The sequence below is a fragment of the Microbulbifer mixtoriginis (SeqCode) genome, assembly GCF_052466865.1.
In genome coordinates this window covers 2,330,223-2,347,993 of the sequence record NZ_CP174293.1, presented here as the reverse complement: position 1 = coordinate 2,347,993, position 17,771 = coordinate 2,330,223, and the positions used below count along the sequence as shown (strand labels likewise).

General features: G+C 44.2%; 16 protein-coding genes and 1 pseudogene. 4 read left to right on the top strand and 13 right to left on the bottom strand.

Annotation, left to right across the window (positions count from 1 at the left end; all coding sequences use genetic code 11):
- Positions 1–803: 803 nt before the first annotated feature.
- The 6 genes and pseudogenes from ACJJJA_RS10790 to ACJJJA_RS10765 all read right to left on the bottom strand — a co-directional run.
- Positions 804–1,244, bottom strand: coding sequence for an acyl-CoA thioesterase (locus tag ACJJJA_RS10790; protein WP_444904571.1), 441 nt, complete (start codon positions 1,242–1,244; stop codon positions 804–806).
- The gene (locus tag ACJJJA_RS10785; protein WP_444904570.1) at positions 1,241–2,407 is read right to left on the bottom strand and encodes an iron-containing alcohol dehydrogenase; all 1,167 of its coding nucleotides are present in this window, start codon (positions 2,405–2,407) and stop codon (positions 1,241–1,243) included. The genes ACJJJA_RS10790 and ACJJJA_RS10785 overlap by 4 nt, the downstream gene beginning before the upstream one ends.
- A gap of 744 nt (positions 2,408–3,151) precedes the next feature.
- Complete coding sequence (locus ACJJJA_RS10780; RefSeq protein WP_444904569.1) at positions 3,152–3,493, bottom strand: hypothetical protein; 342 nt, start codon at positions 3,491–3,493, stop codon at positions 3,152–3,154.
- A 439-nt stretch (positions 3,494–3,932) separates the two neighbouring features.
- On the bottom strand, positions 3,933–5,228 hold the full coding sequence (locus ACJJJA_RS10775; RefSeq protein ID WP_444904568.1) for a serine hydrolase domain-containing protein: 1,296 nt from the start codon (positions 5,226–5,228) through the stop codon (positions 3,933–3,935).
- A gap of 1,332 nt (positions 5,229–6,560) precedes the next feature.
- The gene (locus ACJJJA_RS10770; protein ID WP_444904567.1) at positions 6,561–7,160 is read right to left on the bottom strand and encodes a dihydrofolate reductase family protein; all 600 of its coding nucleotides are present in this window, start codon (positions 7,158–7,160) and stop codon (positions 6,561–6,563) included.
- A 185-nt stretch (positions 7,161–7,345) separates the two neighbouring features.
- Positions 7,346–7,612: pseudogene (locus ACJJJA_RS10765) on the bottom strand (GFA family protein); the annotation flags it as partial.
- Positions 7,613–8,389: 777 nt separating this feature from the next.
- On the opposite strand from ACJJJA_RS10765, the gene ACJJJA_RS10760 reads away from it, so the two are divergent.
- A complete protein-coding gene (locus tag ACJJJA_RS10760; RefSeq protein ID WP_444904566.1) occupies positions 8,390–9,175 on the top strand; it encodes an SDR family oxidoreductase in 786 nt (261 codons plus the stop codon).
- Here ACJJJA_RS10760 and ACJJJA_RS10755 read toward each other — a convergent pair.
- Entirely contained in the window at positions 9,161–10,075 is a 915-nt protein-coding gene (locus ACJJJA_RS10755) for a LysR family transcriptional regulator (protein ID WP_444904565.1), read from the bottom strand. The genes ACJJJA_RS10760 and ACJJJA_RS10755 overlap by 15 nt on opposite strands.
- Before the next feature lie 121 nt (positions 10,076–10,196).
- On the opposite strand from ACJJJA_RS10755, the gene ACJJJA_RS10750 reads away from it, so the two are divergent.
- Positions 10,197–10,631 carry a PACE efflux transporter gene (locus tag ACJJJA_RS10750; protein WP_444904564.1) on the top strand — a complete coding sequence of 145 codons (435 nt, stop codon included), beginning with the start codon at positions 10,197–10,199 and terminating at the stop codon, positions 10,629–10,631.
- Between the two features lie 96 nt (positions 10,632–10,727).
- On the opposite strand, the gene ACJJJA_RS10745 is transcribed toward ACJJJA_RS10750, so the two are convergent.
- Positions 10,728–11,066: a hypothetical protein gene (locus tag ACJJJA_RS10745; RefSeq protein WP_444904563.1), complete on the bottom strand. Its 339-nt coding sequence runs from the start codon at positions 11,064–11,066 to the stop codon at positions 10,728–10,730.
- 35 nt (positions 11,067–11,101) lie between these two features.
- Here ACJJJA_RS10745 and ACJJJA_RS10740 point away from each other — a divergent pair, with 35 nt between their 5' ends.
- The gene (locus ACJJJA_RS10740) at positions 11,102–11,206 is read left to right on the top strand and encodes a carbon storage regulator (protein ID WP_444905241.1); all 105 of its coding nucleotides are present in this window, start codon (positions 11,102–11,104) and stop codon (positions 11,204–11,206) included.
- Positions 11,207–11,404: 198 nt separating this feature from the next.
- On the opposite strand, the gene ACJJJA_RS10735 is transcribed toward ACJJJA_RS10740, so the two are convergent.
- From ACJJJA_RS10735 to ACJJJA_RS10715, 5 genes are all read right to left on the bottom strand, one after another.
- Positions 11,405–12,187: a YwqG family protein gene (locus ACJJJA_RS10735; protein ID WP_444904562.1), complete on the bottom strand. Its 783-nt coding sequence runs from the start codon at positions 12,185–12,187 to the stop codon at positions 11,405–11,407.
- Between the two features lie 894 nt (positions 12,188–13,081).
- On the bottom strand, positions 13,082–13,402 hold the full coding sequence (locus ACJJJA_RS10730) for a hypothetical protein (protein WP_444904561.1): 321 nt from the start codon (positions 13,400–13,402) through the stop codon (positions 13,082–13,084).
- A 615-nt stretch (positions 13,403–14,017) separates the two neighbouring features.
- Complete coding sequence (locus ACJJJA_RS10725) at positions 14,018–14,470, bottom strand: hypothetical protein (RefSeq protein WP_444904560.1); 453 nt, start codon at positions 14,468–14,470, stop codon at positions 14,018–14,020.
- Entirely contained in the window at positions 14,457–15,131 is a 675-nt protein-coding gene (locus ACJJJA_RS10720; protein ID WP_444888822.1) for a response regulator, read from the bottom strand. The genes ACJJJA_RS10725 and ACJJJA_RS10720 overlap by 14 nt, the downstream gene beginning before the upstream one ends.
- Positions 15,131–16,402, bottom strand: a complete 1,272-nt coding sequence (locus ACJJJA_RS10715) for a sensor histidine kinase (protein WP_444904559.1) — start codon at positions 16,400–16,402, stop codon at positions 15,131–15,133. Before ACJJJA_RS10715 ends, ACJJJA_RS10720 begins: the two co-directional genes overlap by 1 nt.
- A 190-nt stretch (positions 16,403–16,592) precedes the next feature.
- Between ACJJJA_RS10715 and ACJJJA_RS10710 the strand changes: the two genes are divergently transcribed.
- The gene (locus ACJJJA_RS10710) at positions 16,593–17,420 is read left to right on the top strand and encodes a DUF2306 domain-containing protein (protein WP_444888820.1); all 828 of its coding nucleotides are present in this window, start codon (positions 16,593–16,595) and stop codon (positions 17,418–17,420) included.
- Positions 17,421–17,771 lie beyond the last annotated feature (351 nt).

Sequence of the window (17,771 nt, the reverse complement as noted above, 5' to 3'; positions counted from 1 at the left end):
TACCAACCAGCTGCGCCTGAAGGAAGGTTACCAGATCGAGGATCTCAATGGGTAGAACTATTCAGCCCGAGTCATTACGCTACAGCTCAATCGTTCTAAAAATACCATCTCCCGTGATCTATACCCTTACGACCCCTACTGTGCCGAGGTCGCTTACACCACTGCGGCCATCCCCCAACCGAAAAGCATTACTTACCAAGCTCCCCCAGCAAGGGTTGCCCACCCACTGCTTGAATGCTACTAGGGAGCAAATAGGTTGACCCTAAAGCACCGAGCCGGAGAAAGCCTTTAAACAGGACCAAATGTCCCATTTGCTGTACTAGAATTGAAAAGCAATCAAGAAAAAATAGACATGTACGCGCCCAACTCCCTCTCCGCCTATCGTGAAGAGATCTATACATGTATAAAAAGAGAACAAAAAGTAGGCACCGAAAGACAGTGGGAGCTGATTCACAATGGAGGGAACACCAACCAAACCTCCTCCCCTCTTTCATTATCATAGTGGCACCTTTGAGCGCACACTATTTCTATGATGGGCAATGTCACAATCCTTCATTTATCTTCACACTTATCAGAAAATAACTCCCCACCCTCTATAACTGAAAAACCAAGACTAGCTGGGACGATCAACTGAGTTCAATAAATAGCTAGCGTTACTGCAATCTGTATACTCTAATTTTATCAGTTACCTTTTCCCATTCATCTTAATAACCGGCTGAACGAAAATAGGTCATCAACGTAAAGAGTAATCCTGGACGCCAACCAATCAAAAAAGTATAACCTCAACCCTATCGACTAAAAAGTTAACCAGCACCAAATGATGCACTTTGTAACGCCTTGAGCAATTGACCAGAAATTTTTGTCGGCTGTTCGGTATGGCGATTAACAAAGACATGCGTCATAGAGCCATGCGCACATGCATTTTCTTGATTTTCTTTAAAAATCGCAACACCATATTCCACCGAAGAATTGCCTATTCTATTAACCCTAAAAGCACCAAGTATTTTTTCAGGGTAAGAAATACTGGCCAAATAATTACAATCAGATTTGACTATGTAGCCAATATTCTCACTGGTTTTGATATCTAATTCAGCCTTATTAATCAAAAAGCTGTTCACAATGGTGTCAAAATATGAGTAGTAAACTACATTATTTACATGCCCATACACATCATTATCCATCCATCTGGTAGTTAACTCTTCAAAATAAATATAATCTGTACGTAACACAGCCTGCTTACTCACAAAGCCTCCTCATAAGCAGCCTGATAAATCAAGAGTGCATCATCATGAGACAGAGGTTTCGGATTATTGATTAGTAAGCGAGTTTGTAGCATTGCATCGGTGGCGAGCATCTCTAAATGGTGCTCGCCAATATCTAATTGCTTTAAGGTCCGGGGTAATTTTAATCGTTCAATTAGCCGCTCAATTAAGACTATGAGATCAGAACACACTTTTTGATCTGATTGAGACGTATTTATGTGTTCACAAATATATGGCGCCAATTCACTATAGAGCTTGGCTGTATCACTCTGATTAAAGCGCATTACATGTGGTAATACTAACGAGTTGCCCAATCCATGAGGCACATGAAAATGCCCCCCTAATGGGTAAGCTAGAGCATGTACAGCGGCAACTGGTGCATTGGCAAAAGCCTGACCTGCAAGGCAGGCACCCAATAACATATTCTGTCTTGCTTCTATGTCCTCGCCATGATGTGTGGCCTGTTCTATATTTCTTGATAGCAATAACAACGCCTGCTTAGCTAGCATATCAGAATAGGCATTTTTTTTATGCTTAGACGTATATGCCTCTATGGCATGCACCATAGCATCAATGCCAGTTGCAGCAGTCACATGAGCTGGTAACCCTAGAGTTAATTGTGCATCTAATAAGGCAACATCTGGTAATAATTGTTTAGCGACGATGCCATCTTTGGTGGTTTCCCCTGTTGTTAAAACCGCGATAGGTGTTACTTCTGAACCGGTGCCAGCAGTGGTAGGTATTAAAACCAAAGGTACACGACCTCCTTGAACTCGTTCAAGCCCATAAAGCTGTTCTAAAGGTTGGTGAGAATCCATCATAACAGCAACAACTTTAGCGGTATCCATTGAACTGCCACCACCAAATCCAATTACACCATCAACATTATGCTGCTTTGCTAAGGCTACTGCCGACAATACGATCTGCTCTTTAGGATCAGCACTAACTCCATCAAAGATAATGGTCGCAAATTTACTATGTAGTTGCTCCTTCAGTTTCTCAACCAAACCACAATTTACAATACCTTGATCCGTGACCACTAACAACTTAGTTATATTTAGTTGGTCACATATCTCACTAATTTTATTTAACCCGCCAGGACTGTTTATAATCGATTTTGTAGTATTAAATTCAAAACTTAACATAGGATTGTCACCGCCTTAATTATTATGTGTCACAGTTTCGTTTGGCAATAGTTCCATTTCAAATCCTAGGGAACTTCTGATTAGCTCAGAGTGAATTTGGTGCTAATCAGTTGTCAGTCAAGACTACGATAAATGAATCACCAAGTCACCAGTGTAGATACGCCGATTAAAGGGCTACTCAATAGTATTGCGCAATAAAGATGCACGTTGATACTGATAGTATTATTGGGCTTAGTGAATAGCCGGTTTGGCTGAATAGGTCCCATGCAAAGCCTTATAACGCAAACTCCCGACTACAAGTCTCCAGGGATGTATTCAAAAGGTGCCGCAAGAGGCCTATGTTCTTTACTTTTGCTCCAGTAGCACCCCTTATAGTAACGGTATTTCGTTTATTCTAGAAATATTACCCCAAGCTGAGATATGAGATTTATAAGATTCTCTGACGTATCTAGATTATTTGGCAGCTAAACCTCTCTCCAGCCCCTCATCCAGTGTGAGCGCACGCTTAACGTATCTGGTAATGACGCACGAGGTTGGGCACGGGCCAGCAATAGATCCAAGGCTTCAATGCCATATAGACAAGGCCGTTTACCGAGGTTAATACCTAACTTTCTTCTCCTGCGCGCTACTCCACCATTGGGGAACTCAGGCCAAAGACGTTTTCAAACGATATATTGAAAGAAAAAGAGATCTTTATTGAAAAAGACAGAGATCATATTCTGACCTAAATGTATCTTGGGCGTGTTACATATGCTTGTTTATTGCATCTAAAAATTTAACTTTAAAATTTATTAGCTCCAATGATTCAGTTGTAAAAATTAAAGCTAATGCTTGATCCACAAAAATATAAACTGCCCCATTAACTTCCTCAACTCGTTCAACCACTGCCCAGCTATAGAGACTATAACCATGGTGACAGGTTTCCTTAATACCCTCTGAAGCAATCTCATACTCTCTAGAGCCTAAAATTATTCCATCTTTGTTTGATGTGATGACACAGCCCTTTGAGCCTTCCATGACTTGGCATTCAGCGATGCCATCCCAGCACTCTAAATACAACCCTTGCCTACGATCTGGTAAGATCACTCAAGAGTTTCTCTAGTACAGGAGTATTAGAGTTGTCCAGAAAATATAACAGAGCTTGTATGTAATTGCTCGGTGGCTATAGCTTTGGTCAGCTGGATTGGTCTTATACGATTGATAAAGCTTATTCGGGTGGCAGTTTCCAATGGTCGAAAAAGCTCAGTAAAAGTTATTTCACGTAGGTGCGAGCTTTCGCTATTATCTTACGGATTCCCTGTATATGAGTGCTGAATAGATACTGCACAATATTGGCAAGATAGCGATTACGTTGTAAACGTGTTTGAACATGCTGAGTTTGACTAGAAAAATCATGATATCTGGCAGATAGGTGCTTCCTACACTTTTAAGCGCCATGCACTTTGCAATGACATAAGTCAACGTCGTATTTCTAAGGGAGAATTTTATTCCCCCTTAGAAATATTTAGAGCCCTGAAACAGGTTGTCACCGTACTTGAGTCGCCTCAAAAAGATCTTTAATTAGTTCTTCAATACTCTCTGTCTTATCTCCACGATCAGTGTTAGCCAATAAGATTACTCCGACGTTATCCTTTGGGTTGAACACTAGGTAGGAAAAATATCCAAGCTCAGCTCCGTTGTGACCGATTAGAATATGGTCTTTACCCCCATAATTCCAAAGCCAATCAGAATACCAGAAGACCCCAAAACCATTCTGGGAAGGCGTCAGCATTTGAATAACTGATTCTGCCTCGAGGATCTTGATGCCAGACTTTCGTGAAGCTAACACTCCTTCGTTCATTACTGCAGCTAAAAATCTCGCCATATCAAATGCACTACTCCGTAGGCCACCATCTGGCCAGGTTGCGAGTTCATAAAATGGAATTGAAGATAGGGTATTGTCAACTGTGGTATGAGGGCTTGCCAGGTTACTCTGGTTTAACTTGGAGAAATTCCAGCTGGTATTGCGCATACCAAGAGGGGTAAAAATCTCTTGCTCTGCGTAATCAGCCAGAGTTAAGCCCGTGCTAAGTTCCACTGAGTAGCCTGCTAATGCTGCGGCGATATTTGAGTATTTGTAGTCTTGCCCGGGTGGTAAGCCAGTGAAGTTACTACTGGAATCGTAAAATTCCCCCTCACTGTCCAAATAGGCACCGAGAAATCCATCCAGTGTAATTGGGCTGTTATCTGGACAGAATCCAGGCTCTATTAAGTTGAACAACTTTGTATGAGTGCCGTCACCATGATCGATATAGTAGCTGCACCGGTAAGCCACGCTATCTTTAATTCCCGAACTGTGAGTTACGAGGTCTCGGATGGTGATAGGTAAGGAGTCTGGATTGTCAATGTTAAAGTCATCTTCACCCAGTAAGTTTTGAATTTCCTGATCTAAATAGAGATATCCGTCCTCCTGCGCTATGGCCATAGCAGTACCCATAACTACCTTACTGATGGATGCCAGCCAAAATGAAGTATTTCTGGTAACCCTTTCATTATTTTCAAGGCTTTTTACACCGTAGCCTTTAGACCATATAACAGGCTTTTCTGGATTGGTAACTATAGCTACCGCCATGCCTGGAATACTGTGGTCCAGCATATACTTTTTAATCATACGATCAATAGTATGCTTCTTACCTGGTTTTAATACCTCATTGTATACTTCCGGACTATCAAGATAAATCGCTGAAGCATTAGTATCTACAGCATTTCCATTGTTGGAGATTAATAGCGTGAATAAGAGGAGAGGTTGAGCAAATACTGATTTTCTATGACGATATTCCATGCCAAAGCTTCCTTTCTTGAATGTTACTTGACTGAGTAAAAGTCTGCCGTACAGCTCTATATCAATAGTATTATTTTCACTAATTTCTGAACCTCAGATGAATACAATTACTAATTTTTAGCCAATTAAAATCGACAACTTGACTATTAAAACAGGCGCTAAGAGTTAAATTCTAGAAGCTTCTTTTGTCAACTTTACCGACTGCGGTAACCGGTAACACATAAAGCTGCTCTGTTAGCTTAAGGTTGGCCAGGCCCCTCTCGGTTAAGAAGTAGCGCAATCCTTGTAGGCTTGGCGTCTTGTCTGCACATACGATAGCCGCTCCAACTTGTTCTCCCAGCTCTTCGTCTGGCAAGGGAATAACAGCTGCTTGTTGGTTGCGTACATTTGATACTTAGATAATTTGGGATAGTGGCTTTGAATACTATTAGCTATCTCAGAGGCTAAATACTTTATCTTATTACCCCAATTATTTGTAATTTACGTCTTAAATCCCTTTTGAAGATCCATATGACCTTACGCTTACTAGGCAACATATTTTAGAACCACACTATCAAATACCTTTTCAATTAATTCAGAAACTATATCTATATATCACGCTTTTCTATCATTCCAAAGCTTATCAGCCTGGTCATACACTAAAATAAATAGGACCAAGAAGCCACTTTCCATCCCTACACACTCTTTTATTTATCCCCAAAGAACAAATTACCAGGCCTCACTTCTAAAGGCTGCACTCTTACAGCATGGGTACTGGTACACATACACACCGCAAATCTCTCCCTGTCCATTAAGAAGAGATCTACGTGAGCGTAAAAAAGAACAAGAACTAGACACTGGAAGGTGTTGAGAACAAACTCTTCAAGGAAGGAAACTCCAGCCGAGTCTTATCAATAGAAGATAAAACTGTATTAGACAGCAAGATACAGATATCACACAAACACCTAAGTCAGTAACTGCATTATTTACCGGCTGATGTATTGACCGGTTATGCCTTTTAACCTAAAGGGATGAAATCGATTGGGGTTTCAGACAATTCATTGTGCAAATCTTGATCGATTTTACCAGTCTGATTTCTGCCATTTACAATCTATTCAGGTGGGGTATGGTATGAAGTATTCTACCTAAAATCTTCATCGTCGATTAAACCATCATTTTGCATTTGGTTTGTAAATAGCTCAATATGCTCTTTAATCTCGTCGAGTGCCATTTGCATCACTGGTCACTCTGTGGATTCACTTTTGTGTTAACCGCGAAAATTACTCAACCCGAAAAGAAATATATTGCCTTGCATCAGAGACCATACGAGTGAGTGTCTATCTAAGTAAAATTTCATACTGCACTGCGATCTAGTGGTTGATAGAAGTGCATAAAGGCTCCTGAAGAACACGTCGCAAATTTTATGAGCTGGTATTTCGACGAAATTTCACCGCTTTCAAATAAGCGTTTTCCTTCACCAACAACTACTGGAAAGGTCCAAAGTCTAAGTTCATCTACCAAGTTATGCTTAAGAAGTAACTGCACTAGCTGCCAACTACCGTGAACCTGTAACAGGGGCCCATCTATTTCTTTAATTTTTGCGACCTCTACAGCTGCATTAGAGCCATTTAGTTTGAAGGAATTATTCCATGCTAGGTCATCAGTACCTGATGTCACCACATATTTTTTTGCCCGATTTAGTTTGTCTGCTACTGGGTTATCAGGTTCAGCACTGGCAAAATTTGAGGCAAATAAATTATATGTATTACGGCCTAATAGCAGGTCATACTGTTCCGACATTGCCTCCTTTATAACTTGTTCCATAACATCATTCCAACAATCCTTTGCCCAACCTCCATGACGGAAGCCGCCTGAAAAATCTTCCTCGGGTATACTGGGTGCTTGCATTACACCGTCAAGAGTTTGAAATATCAATATGGCTAAATTTCTCATTGGCTGATTCTCTCGAGGGGTAAATCCTTTATGGCATCTTATGCAGGCTTACTCGTAGAAATACAAATCTTCAAACGTTGTATAAAACGCCGCTTAATAACAATCTCAAACAAGCAGGAACGTAATAAGCACCCACTAGACATAGCTCGAACTGTCTTGTAGGCCTCTGGTCCGAGTGGCTAGAATCACATCTTTGGCACTTTTTCAATCTTTTGTAAATCTGGGTCCAGATTATCCCAAGGTTCGCCGCTACTTTCATATACGATCATCGTAGGGTTGAATTGCTCCAAATCATGAAGACTTCCGGCATGGACAAATTCTAACCACGGCATACCACTGTTTTCTGCATAATTATGCGAACCGCAGCGAGGACAAAAACTCCTCCTTACTGTATTTCTACTATCCACCTGCGTCTCATGAAACGCAAAATCACCGCTTATGATTAAATTCCGTGAGGAACAGCAATATCGGCAATGTGTCCTGCGGCACTAACTTTCTGACAATCTGTACAATGGCCGTGTCCAGCCATTACAGGCTTTTCGGAGCAATTATAACTATTAAAACGGTACAAACACTCTCCTGATGTTTTGGGCATGAATTTCTACCATTACCTACGGAATTGAAGTCACTAATCTACCATTTCATTTTTTATGTATAAGTGTGCGTGTACGAGCCCTGACGATCAATTTATGCGTTCCGATTGCCCTATCGTGAACGGACTGGATGTATTTGGCGATAAATGGACGCTAGTTATTCTAAGAGACTTGCTATGTGGTAAAGAAACCTATAGCGAATGGAATACTTGCTATACATTAATAATAAATGGATGAGCAAAATAAACTGAATACCAATACCCGATGACACCCGCCACCCAAATTAGGTGATCATTTAATCAGAAGGCGAAATCGCAAATTTCAAATTTGATGCAGACGATATTTTAGTATTTAGACTAAAGAGTAGTCAGTCATGGCCGACTTTAAGTTAATTACCCCCTAAAACCTGTCGGTCGCTTAGATACGTTGATACAGTGAAAACTGCTGTAGTATCTGTTTGATAGATGGTACATAACTGTAAGATTTTTTAGACCTTAGGCAAAGTATGGGCTACTTCATTCATTACTTTAAAGGTTGAATCATGCAGAAAACTATTACGATTATTGGCGCCACAGGTTATTTAGGTCGTCAGGTAGCACGAAAACTGGATCAAAAGGTGTAAAGGTAACTGCGATCGTGAGGGACGTAATTAGCGCCCGCACTATCCTCCCGGAGGGTATCCAGCTTCTCGAAGCAGATGTCTCGGACAAAGAGAGCTTGGTCTCGGCACTGGTTGGTACCAAAACGCTTTATATTACCCTGAATACTACGTCACTTGACCCTAGCTTACCCTTTCACACTGAACGTGAAGGAGTGATTAATATCGTTGAGGCTGCAAAGGTCACTGGTGTGCAGCACATTATGCAGATTGCAGGTATTGATTATCTACATCCGGAATTAGCAGATAAGGGCCTAGAGTATGAGAGCAATATAATCCGTAAACCGGGCATAGAGGCCATTAAAAATTCTGGCATTGATTACACTTTCTTCTTCTGTTCGTTCTTCCTAGATACTTTTCCTACATTCATTGAGAACGATCAATTTGCTATCATCGGTAATCATGTTCACCCTATCTATTACACCAATACAACAGATCTGGCAGAGATGATCGGTAATGCTATCGGGAATGAGATGGCTTACAACCAGAGTTTTTCGGTTCAGGGTACTGAGGGGATGTCTTTGCCTGAAGCAGCCAAGAAGTTTGTCGAGGGCTATTCTCCGGGAACAGAAATTGTCCTCCACCCTATCGCCGCCATTGCAGAAATGGGACTGCCCGAAGAGCAGGCAGTATTCATGGAGCATATGCTGACTTACGTAGAACAGCTAAAGGAGCAACCAGTGAGTCAAAAAACTTGGCAGGTGTTAGGTAAACCAGATACAACTATCACAGATTTTGCCCGAGATCTGTCAAACGCTTCGTAGCGACTGATCCTTGTTCAGTATTGCGTCCTCTGTGCTCAGCCGCTTCATCAAGTCAGTGGCTGCGGGACCCAGTGGACGCTTACTGGACCAGATAACATCTACACCGTGTGACAGCTCTTTCTCCTGCTCAAATACTAGGGGAAGCTGTATCAGTTTTTTCGCCGCTATCCCCTTCGCAACCACGTGTAGTGGCAATACTGCCCAACCCAAATTGGCCTCAACAAGGTCAAGTGCATCATCGACACGTGACACACTCCACACGTCGGGAGACACCAGCCAGCGAGTCTGGCTGGATATCTCAAACTCCTGCAATAAGATTTGTCGGTGTTGTTTCAGGTCTTCCCAGGTAACTTCGGTGAGTCTCGCAATCGGGTGATCAACGCAGGCGATGCCTGTAAGCTTCAGATGGCCCAGGGCTCTGAAATCGCATCCAGCGGGCACTTCATCCAGCTGTGTGATAATCCCGAGTTGGGCTATATCCCCTTCAACCCAGGTCTGTACATCCTGAACACTTCCCGCTCTGAGCGTAATTTGAACATGCGGATATTTGGTCTCAAACTCTTGAAAGAGTCCCCCCAGGTTTTTAATACGAACATGCTGGGCAATAGCCAACGTCAACCGAGCCTCGACATCCAGAGACAACCTCTGTGCGATCGCCATCAAACGCTCGCGTTGCTCGATAAGATTCCGTGCGCGTTCCAGCAGTGACTCACCAGCTTCCGTCAATCGCGGGTATCGTTGACTTCGATCAAATAGATTGACTCCCAAGTCAACCTCCAGGTTCGATACCAGTGAGCTGATTACCGACTGTGCCTTTCCACATTTACGTGCAGCCGCTGAGAACGAGCCAGCCTGCTCAGTAGCTACAAATGCTTCCAGTTGTTCAATAGAAACTGCCATTCATTCAATCTATCTATCTATCTATCTATCTATCTATCTAACATATGGTATCTAACTTTTTCCATCTAACTTAACTATATATCATTCAAGCATATTTTCTCAAGCAGAGTGAGTATGGTTGATGACTTTTTCATTGAAGAATCGTTTAGTGCAGGCAGTTTCCTACGAATTTTTCCTGTTGCTCACGGGTGGCTTACTAGTGGTACCAATGTTTGATTTGGAGGTACACCAGTCGCTGGCAATAGCAGCTGGACTATCATTATTTGCGTTGGTCTGGAACATGATTTTCAATCACGCCTTTGACTGGTACTTATTGAATATACGTAAAAACCCAGAAAAGACATTTATCGTTAGAGCCATACATGCGTTATTGTTTGAGGGGGGTATGTTGGTACTGACGTTGCCAGTAATCGCCTGGAGCTTTAGTCTGACTATCCTAGAAGCATTTATGCTTGAGATAGTCATGGTGATTTACATCGTAATATATACCTATGTATTCAACTACTGGTTCGATAGGCTGCATAGCTCGTTTCGAGTTACTACACACAAACGTTAAAGGTCTTCTCCACTTTCTATTTTGGATGAAATGCAGGACCAGTTAAAATACACAACGCCGGAATCACCCGATGGGGGGCAGAGATACATGCTTTTACTATGTGCTTAGCTCAATACCGATACATCTTAAATTTGTTAGCATTTCTTTATATTGATCGGACTTGGAAGATAAGTATTGTAACTTACGATGCCTTTTAACTTCCCAATTACCAATGACAGAGTTAATTTTTGTACCGGATGCCGATGGTTCATCATCGAAACCAAACTCAAATCCGCAGCTACATATTTGAAAAGAGCCACTACCGTCCTCTAAGTAAGCAGGAGCCCCCAACTCAGGACTACCACATACAGGACAATGCCAATATCCATTGGCATGCTTAAACATGGTAGCTTTTTCACCATTTCTGAATCTAACATCCTTTATGATCTTACCCATCAACGACGAACACTCTCTTAAGCGATAAACTACGCATTGGAACATATATCTCAATAAAAGTACTGGAAGTAAAAGACAATCAAGTAAAGGTAGGCATCCACGCTCCCTCCTTTCTTCATCGAGGAGAAGTCGACGTGTGATTCAAAAGGAAAGAGAAAGTAGATAATGTGGGTTAGTCATGATACGAACTCTCCGAGGAAGGAGACCCGACACAACCCCCTCAATGCTGTCTAATTTTTAATAAAAAATAGGATACTTTAAAGCTTTAATTTCACGCTAACATCTAAATTAGACTTCCCGTAGATTGCCACCTAGCTATTATTGTTAGCTTTCGACTCTCAACAACAATCCCAGTTATACCAGACTCTAGAGAAGTCTCTGTTTTTAAGCGCCTCTCTTTCGATGAAGAAGTTACCTACCCCCATATCACCCCACATTATTTGATTTTCACCAAGAAACTCTGAATCCATTTGGAATAACAAAAGCCAATTATCTTTTTCTTCAGAGACGCGTGGATCTTCTTGTGTAAAGTTAGCATAACCGCCGATCTTGCTACCTTCAGCAGAAAAAGTATCGTAAACGTATTCAGCAAGGTCTTCTTCATACTCAAGTGGATCAGATTCATACATCTCATACCTGTAGTCAGTAGGAGATGGAACCTCTTTATCGAGAGTACACTCAATTCGATATTCCCTTGAAGCGGGAAGATAGCTCTCATCATTTGCTTCCGGCAGATCGTTTTCTAGATGCAATTCATTCCGTTCAAAATCAGGATGATAAATTACCCGATAGCCGCTTGGCGATGAAATTACTTCCTTGATTGGTCGGTCAAAATCCATCCCATAAATATCATCATCCTCAATAAAGAATTGAAGTATTCCACTTTCAGGGTATTGATCCAATTTAGGCAACTCATCAAAGTTAAGCTGAGCTAGAAGAATCAACTTGGCTCCATCATCTGAAACAGGGTATGTTTTACCTTTTGGCCAATATGGTTTTCCTCCAAATTTTGTACTCCAAGCATGCTCAGCTTTCTCTGCTTTTGGAAAAAGCTTAATTGTCGGAATGCTAAACCTCTCTAATTCGGAACGAATTTTCTTTGCCTTTAATACAACGTCCAATTTTTACTCCATATTCAAGCCAGCGACTCAAACCCTGCCTTTTAGACCAGCAATTAATTTTACAGCGCATATATACCACGATTTTCTATAAACCCAAAACTCATCGGCACGATCTACCCCTCACATTGATTTATATCATCAATTACCGTGCTTATTTCCCGCTATATATCTACCCAAACTTTAGCATCAGCAGGAAGTGAACAGACCCTAATATCTTGAGGAGCTGCCCTCTATCAGATAGCGCTTTATTTAACGTGATTATCATAATAATGCCGTGATTTTCGAATAGTTGAAGCAAAATAGAAACCGTTCGCAAGACAAAATCATTAAGAGCATTGAACTACGACTCTCTTTTCACCCACACAAAAATCAGTTTTAGCGTAAAAATAGTCATCCCTCTCCAATACTTCGCAAGCGGAGACCTTTATCCATTTGAGTGCATTCCCTCTTTCAATCTCCATCTCTAGATATGAGGCTATTAATCGCCCTTCTTGCATTTCAGACCACTTAAACATGTAATAAAACTCACCTGGGGACCTTTCGATCCTATCAGGCTTGAAGTATTTACCTGTTGAAGTACTTACTACTTTCCCATCCCTTTCCAATTTAATATCAAAACTGGATGGTGACCAACCAAGTGGGAATACTGTTTCAATATCCAGCTGTAATTTACAGCTGTTTTGAAATTCATGACTTCTGATTGTGGTTACAATATTATCATACTCTTGATTTCTAAGATCATTTCCTAAACCAATCCCCAGCCAAGCTGGTCACCAAAGGGAACATATAACTCCCAAGTCTATTACTTGTTTTTTTCCAACTTTGAAATCTACCCATTTGGATTCTTACAGCGGCGAATTAAGATAAAAGCCTCTTGTTTATATCAGAGCCTTGTTAGCCATACTTCAACTCATGATCTGTTATTACTAACAAATCGTCAAGGACTTCACCATTTAGATCAGAAACCCAACAATAATAACCTACCTCCACGTCATCAAGAACAATATTAAAATATGTTTCTATGTATGGAGCAGTCTTAAACTCATGTTTGAAACATAGTTTATGAGCATGAAATTCATACTTGAATTTTCTAGTTACGGAATTATCTATATCAAAATCTTTGGAACTCACCCATTTTTTTGCCCCCTCAAGAGCTTGAGATTCAAGCCTATTATTAACTGCTAACTTATCTAAATTATTTAATAGTTCATCCATCTTTCAGACTTCTTGCCATAAAGATAACGTTTTCACGCGCACCGATTGTAGCAGAGAAAACTTACGATCAAATAACAAAGTTAATTGAAATTTTCGGGGAGAAAACAGTGCATTGCGTTGCAAAGCGGGTTTTGATCTAGAAGCCGGCACCGCGCTCCCCCACAATGGCTAGACCACATTCGTAAGCGAAAAAGATAAAGAGGACCAAGAACCCTCACTTTAGCTGGCACATATATTTAAAGTAAGATTTCGATAGAACTCTGAACAAGGATATGCTGGTCTAAACATCAATATTCATTCAGGCAGATTTTGTTTCAGCAAAGCTTATGCGGGAAGCTATCGATCGAGCTTTGGCGAAAAAGCAACACGCTTATCGGGAAGACTCGATTCGAATCACTTTAAGATGGACTAACGTACAGATGTTTCACTTTGAAAGTTTTGGTGGTGATCAAAATCATTTTGACGGGTGAAGTTGTTTTCCAAAAACGACCCGGTCAGGGCTTCAAAAGTACAAAGAGAAATCGATTTGTCTGACTTCAGAAAGAAGCTAGCAAGTTAATAACAAGCTTGAGGTTTAAGGTGCCGGGTAGCTTGTGCAATCCCCGAGCGTATACATTACTGCATGCCCTTCTCAACCGGCGCTTCTGCTACCGCAGGCCAGACCAGTCCCGCCCTTGTTACTACGAGCAGCAGTACAAAAGACATCTCCAATGCGAGGAAAACGCCAATAGGGTGATTGGGTACGCCGCGTAACAACAGGTAGAGCAAATAGCTCATGGCAAGCAGATTACCCGCAAGCGTAACGTTAAGGGCGTAACCACGTTCTTGCCAGAGTGGTTTGGAGAGTAGGAAGTTCAACACCGCGGTGCCGGCGAGCATCACGCCGGGCAACATCAACAGCAAGCGACGGGATAAACCCATTCCGTCGCTGGTTACCAGTGGCCAAACGGCAGTAAAGTGACCTTGAGCTCCGAGAGTGAGGAACAAACCCAAAATTACTGCGCCGATGGCGGCAAGCCGATACAGTGCATTGCGTTGCAAAACACGTGTTGATCTAGAAGCCGACATCACGCTCCCCTACTGTGGCCAGGCCACATTCATAAGCGAACACGACCGCCTGAGCACGATCGCGTAGCCCCAGCTTGGAGAGCAGGCTTGAAACGTGGGTTTTCACAGTGGCGGGGCCAATAAACAGGGCCTCCGCAATCTCGGCATTGCTTTTACCGGCGGCGATGGCCTCCAGTACTTCGCGCTCGCGAGTAGTGAGGCGCTCCAGGCGTTCTGACAGGTTGCGCCCTGCCCCCAATTTCTGTGCGAACTGGCTGATCAGGCGTTGAGTGATGCCCGGTGCAAGCATGGCACCGCCCTCTGCTACGGTGCGTACTGCCTGAACCAGTGCCTCCGGGGGAATATCCTTGAGCACAAAGCCACTGGCCCCTGCCCTCAACGCACGAAACACGTATTCATCGGGATCGAACGTGGTCAAAATAATGACACGGCAAGTTGCATCACTAGCTTCCAGGATGCGTGCCGTGGCTTCCAGCCCGTCCATCTCCGGCATGCGGATATCCATCAGGATGATATCCGGCTGATGCGCTCGTGCGGCTTCAACTGCCTCAATGCCGGTACCCGCCTCGGCGACCACCTCAATATCGGGCTCATTGTTCAGGATCAGCGCAAAACCACACCGTACCAAAGCCTGGTCATCCACCACCATCACTCGCAACATTATGTTTTCACCATTCCTGTGGGTAGTTGTGCATACACCTCAAAACCACCACCATCGACCGCGCCCGCATACAGATGGCCGCCGAGCAATTCCGCGCGCTCGCGCATGCCTGCAATGCCGTGCCCACCGCCAGGCTGCTCGTCAATAGTTGTTTCCACCATGGGCCAGTCGCCAGTGGTGTTGCCATAATCGGCTACACGAATCACTAGAGTCTCATGGTCTACGCGCAGGCTCACTTGAACCCGCGCAGCGGCTCCAACGTGCTTGATGACATTAGTGAGAGATTCCTGAACGATACGATAGGCGGTGAGAGCGACGCTGGTAGGTATATTCTCCAACATACCGTGGGTTTCGTAGTCGACCTCGCTTAACACCTGCCGGACCTTTTCAATCAGAGCTGGTAAATCATTGAGACCCGGTTGCGGCGTGAGGGCAGTGTCGCTGCTGGTCGGGCGCAGTACGCCCAGTAAATGGCGCATTTCTGTCATGGCCTGACGGCCAGCAGCCTCCACAGAAACCATGGCTTCACTGGCGGCTTGCGGGTTATTGCGGCTGATAGCCCTGGCGGCACCAGCCTGCACGGTCATAAGGCTCACCTGGTGCGCCACCACATCATGCATCTCGCGGGCGATTCGGGTGCGCTCAGCCGCAACCGCGCGCTCGGATTCGGCATTGCGTTCGCGCTCCAAATACTTGGCTCTCTCTTCCAGCAAGCGCAGATATTCACCGCGAAAGCGCAGCCGGCGACCGATATACCACAGCGCCCATACCAGCATCACCGTTACGGTGCCTGCCGCGGTTGGTTTAACCGGAAGACTCTGATCAATCGCCACAAAAACCAGCGTTGCGATGACTCCGATAAAACTGGCCCGGGTGTTGGCCTCGTAGCGGCCAAGGCTATACAGCGAAACCGCCATGGCAACGATGCCATCCGCCGGTAAACCCAGTTCCAGCAATATTGTTGCGCCGAGAATAATGGCCTGTACCTGCCAGGGGTGTGTGCGGCGCCACAACAGAGCGAAGGACCCGATGAACGCACACTGGAAAGCAATAACATCCCCCAGATTTTGCATGGCCAGCACTTCCCGCGCCTCTTCGCGCGACCACATCAGTAGCGTCAGCAAAAACATGAGCAGGGCGATGAGCAGATCAGTCAAGTGCGGCCTGCGTTCGAATGGCCCGCGGAAGGGCTGCCACACCGGAAGCTTGGGTAGTTCCGAGCTGGTGTTGAGCGGATTCGGCGCAGGTGTATTTAGGGACGACGATTTCATTTCCGCATGCTAAACCAGGCGCAACCAGCTGTCATGGGGCTTTCGGGGGAGGCGGGAGCAGTCGCATCTCCACCTTTTGGGGGAGGTCAGATTCCTGCCTGTGGCCGATGTGCGTGTGCCTGGAAAAACCGAACATGCTCGGCAGGCACATTCAGCCCAAGCACGCACCATAAACGCCTGGAGAAACCCCATGAACGACGCTGTACTCAGCCAAACACTGCCGCGATCATTCGACACCCGGCGGGCCGTTTACCTGTCGGTAAAAACCTGGTTCTGCATCGCGGCCATCGGCCATGCGATCTTCTTTGCCTATATCCTGGCCGTCTTCTACCCACCCATTGCTGAATCGGGAGTGCACGGCTTGAAAGGACTGCACCTTCCGGCAGGCTTCCGCGAGGGAGATACATGGGGCAACCTGGCTTCGGTGAGCCACGTGCTATTGGCCGCAATTGTAATCGGCGGTGGGCCCCTGCAGCTGATCCCTTCGGTGCGACGGCATGCCCCCAACTTCCATCGCTGGTTGGGACGCAGCTATCTGCTGACTGCCGTCATCGCCAGTATTGCGGGGCTCTACATGACCTGGACGCGGCACACTATTGGTAATCTGGTATCACAGATCAGTATCACCATGGACGGCATACTAATTTTGGTGTTTGCCTTTCTGGCGGTGCGTACCGCGATGGCCAGACGCTTTGCTGAGCACCGTCGCTGGGCCTTACGCCTATTTATGGCTGCCAGTGCGGTGTGGTTCTTTCGTGTAGCCTTGATGGGCTGGGCAATGCTCACCGGCGGCTGGGGAGTCGACTGGGAATCTTTTACCGGGCCATTCCTGTATGCACTGGGCTTCGGCCAATACCTCCTCCCGCTGGCCATGCTGGAATGGTATTTTCACTGTCAAAAGCGTGGAACCGCACAAGGTACTCAGATTGCTTTTGTCAGTACCCTGATACCTTTGACTGTGTTTATGGCCATTGGTATTTTTGCCGCTACGATGGGAATGTGGTTGCCACGGATCTAAGCTTACATAGCCAAATTATCGTGAATGAAGCTCTTCCTTTAGTTTGGCTGTAGAAGTCCAGGGTTCGTGAATCTAGCTGTTGCAGAGATACTCAAGCTACTGACTGCACTGCGAGAGCTAAACAAAACACTATGAGCCAGCTAACTAAATGGAAGTAGAGACTTACTACTAAAAACTCGCGGAGATCTCCTTATCATCCACAGTATAAGAAAGCAGCTTCAACCACCTTGTACGACAGCAAAAAAAACTGTAAGGATTGGTAGCTTAAAAGCTTGAAAAGGTAGCAACGTCAATTTTTATACTAGTTCAGATAGAGTTTTATGATGAATATTAATCAAACTATGCTATGAG